The sequence below is a fragment of the Bacillus cereus group sp. BfR-BA-01360 genome (assembly GCF_022663595.1).
Classification (GTDB): Bacteria; Bacillota; Bacilli; order Bacillales; family Bacillaceae_G; genus Bacillus_A; species Bacillus_A cytotoxicus.
Genome location: NZ_JAKUFV010000057.1, coordinates 1 through 2,822 on the forward strand (window position 1 = coordinate 1; position 2,822 = coordinate 2,822).

Sequence of the window (2,822 nt, forward strand, 5' to 3'; positions counted from 1 at the left end):
TTCCCATACCGAACACGGAAGTTAAGCTCTCTAGCGCCGATGGTAGTTGGGGCCTTGCCCCTGTGAGAGTAGGACGTCGCCAAGCAAAAAACACGAGTGAATTCACTCGTGTTTTTTTATTTCCTAAGAAATAGATGAACATTGATTGAATAAAAATAACGAAATATAGTAAGGAATTTTTTCAGCAGATATATTTAAAAATTGATAAATAAAAGGATAATCATCCGAAGCGTAGCTTCCTAAAAGTTCATACCACCATTCCGTCTCATAGCGTGAAATCATACTTAAATTATAGAGGAGTAAATAATGGATAAGCAATTCAGGTAAACATGGTTTTGGACTTCTTGAATCACTTATGATTGGCCAATAATAAGTGTCTAAATGGTGGCTATAAGACAATGGAGCAACATATATCGGATTCCATGTTTTAATAGGAGCAGAAAATACTAATTTCGTTTCATCCTCTTTACTATCTACATAGCGCATAGAAAGGTGTCTACAAATCGTTTCAATATAACGAGTAAATCTCTCCTTAGTCATATGTAAATGATCAAGCACTGCAGGGGGAAAGGTAATATATTCTTTCCTGTGTGTATCCAACTTATACAATGTTTTTCCCTTTTGACTACATTGAAATAAAGATTGTAATTCAGGGATTTTTACAAGCAATTCGAACATATTAAATTTTTCTCCTTCCAGTTGTTCCATATGAAACAGTTGCTGTGCAAGGTGAGGAAATAGCCCGGTTTTTTGTATTTTTACTTCATCTTCTAAAAATTGATAACCTTGTTTTTTTCGTTTTCTTGTTGTTACTCCATGAGCTAAGACAGTTGTAGATTCAGGGTAGTTCGGATTGATAGTTAATAGGCATGCCTTAAAGAGCTGACTCATTCCATAAAACAACAAAATCGGCTGAATAGAACAAGGAGCAGTTTGATAAAGATTATAATAATTTTTCCCATGCTCCAAATAATAAATAAAGGGATAACAATTTTCAAAGCTCCTCTTTTCAGCATTTTCAATAGGTAATTTCTTATAACAACGGGCAAGATAACGTTGTACATTTTGAGCAGACAAAAAGAAACTAAATTGATGCCAAATTTGAGATGTACAATTCATATGTTACGCTCCTTTTATTATCTAAAAATTCCAACATATAATCACTTTCTTGACAGTATTTTAACCAATTGTTAAGCTACTAATAATAATTTCTGGTATCATAGGGGGAACAATTATGTGGGAATCTAAATTTGTTAAAGAAGGTTTGACATTTGATGATGTATTACTTATACCAGCAAAATCAGATGTATTACCAAGAGAAGTAAATGTTAAAACGGTTCTATCTGAAAGTTTGCAGTTAAATATTCCTTTAATTAGCGCAGGGATGGACACAGTAACAGAAGCTGATATGGCTATTGCAATGGCACGTCAAGGTGGATTAGGAATTATTCATAAGAATATGTCAATTGAGCAACAAGCTGAACAAGTTGATAAAGTAAAACGTTCTGAAAGTGGCGTTATTTCAGATCCTTTCTTTTTAACTCCAGAGCATCAAGTGTACGATGCAGAACATTTAATGGGAAAATATCGCATCTCAGGTGTACCAATTGTAAATAATTTAGATGAGCAAAAACTAGTTGGTATTATTACAAACCGTGATATGCGTTTTATTCAAGATTACTCTATCAAAATTTCCGATGTGATGACAAAAGAACAACTCATTACTGCTCCGGTCGGTACTACGCTAAAAGAAGCTGAAAAGATCCTACAGAAATATAAAATTGAAAAGCTCCCTCTTGTTGATCAAAACGGTGTGTTAAAAGGTCTTATTACCATTAAAGATATTGAAAAAGTCATTGAGTTTCCAAACTCAGCAAAGGATAAACAGGGGCGTTTATTAGTTGGGGCAGCAGTTGGTGTAACTGCAGATGCAATGCTTCGTATTGACGCATTAGTAAAAGCAAACGTAGACGTTATTGTAATTGATACAGCTCATGGACATTCACAAGGTGTTCTTGAAAAAGTAAAAGAGGTTCGTACTAAATATCCAGAATTAAATATTATTGCAGGGAACGTTGCTACAGCTGAAGCAACACGTGCATTAATTGAAGCTGGTGCAAATATTATCAAAGTTGGTATTGGACCAGGCTCAATTTGTACAACACGCGTTGTAGCCGGCGTAGGTGTTCCACAATTAACAGCAGTATATGATTGTGCAACTGAAGCGCGTAAACATGGTATCCCGGTTATTGCTGATGGCGGTATTAAATACTCTGGTGATATGGTGAAGGCTTTAGCGGCAGGTGCTCACGTTGTAATGCTTGGTAGCATGTTCGCTGGTGTAGCTGAAAGCCCAGGGGAAACTGAAATTTACCAAGGTCGTCAATTTAAAGTGTACCGTGGTATGGGTTCTGTTGGAGCGATGGAAAAAGGAAGTAAGGATCGTTACTTCCAGGAAGGAAATAAAAAACTTGTTCCAGAGGGTATTGAAGGCCGTGTACCATATAAAGGACCTTTAGCTGATACAGTTCATCAATTAGTTGGTGGATTACGTGCAGGAATGGGATATTGCGGAGCACATGATTTAGAGTTCTTACGTGAAAATGCACAATTTATTCGTATGACAGGTGCTGGACTACGCGAAAGTCATCCACACCATGTACAAATTACAAAAGAAGCGCCAAATTACTCTCTATAATGTCTTATATATAAATAGACAGAGGTTTGATACGAGGCCACTGAAAAAGTCCTCCCAGTTTAAAAAGCGAAAGCTTTCTCGATATAATCGAGGAAGCTTTCGCTTTTTTCATGTATAATGATTG

At 36.1% G+C, this 2,822-nt stretch carries 2 protein-coding genes and 1 rRNA gene; 2 read left to right on the forward strand and 1 reads right to left on the reverse strand.

The features are described from left to right. Positions 1-85, forward strand: a 5S ribosomal RNA gene (gene rrf, locus MR056_RS21785); the annotation flags it as partial. A gap of 38 nt (positions 86-123) precedes the next feature. Here the strand turns inward: rrf and MR056_RS21790 are convergent. Then, positions 124-1,119, reverse strand: a complete 996-nt coding sequence (locus tag MR056_RS21790) for a YaaC family protein (RefSeq protein WP_011983154.1) — start codon at positions 1,117-1,119, stop codon at positions 124-126. Between the two features lie 115 nt (positions 1,120-1,234). Here MR056_RS21790 and guaB point away from each other — a divergent pair, with 115 nt between their 5' ends. After that, positions 1,235-2,698 carry an IMP dehydrogenase gene (gene guaB / locus MR056_RS21795; RefSeq protein WP_011983155.1) on the forward strand — a complete coding sequence of 488 codons (1,464 nt, stop codon included), beginning with the start codon at positions 1,235-1,237 and terminating at the stop codon, positions 2,696-2,698. The last annotated feature ends 124 nt before the right edge of the window (positions 2,699-2,822 follow it).

Bases quoted from the DNA above. Each gene is read 5' to 3' on its own strand.
- MR056_RS21790 (WP_011983154.1), bottom strand. From the start codon at position 1,119: ATGAATTGTACATCTCAAATTTGGCATCAATTTAGTTTCTTTTTGTCT.
- guaB (WP_011983155.1), top strand. From the start codon at position 1,235: ATGTGGGAATCTAAATTTGTTAAAGAAGGTTTGACATTTGATGATGTA.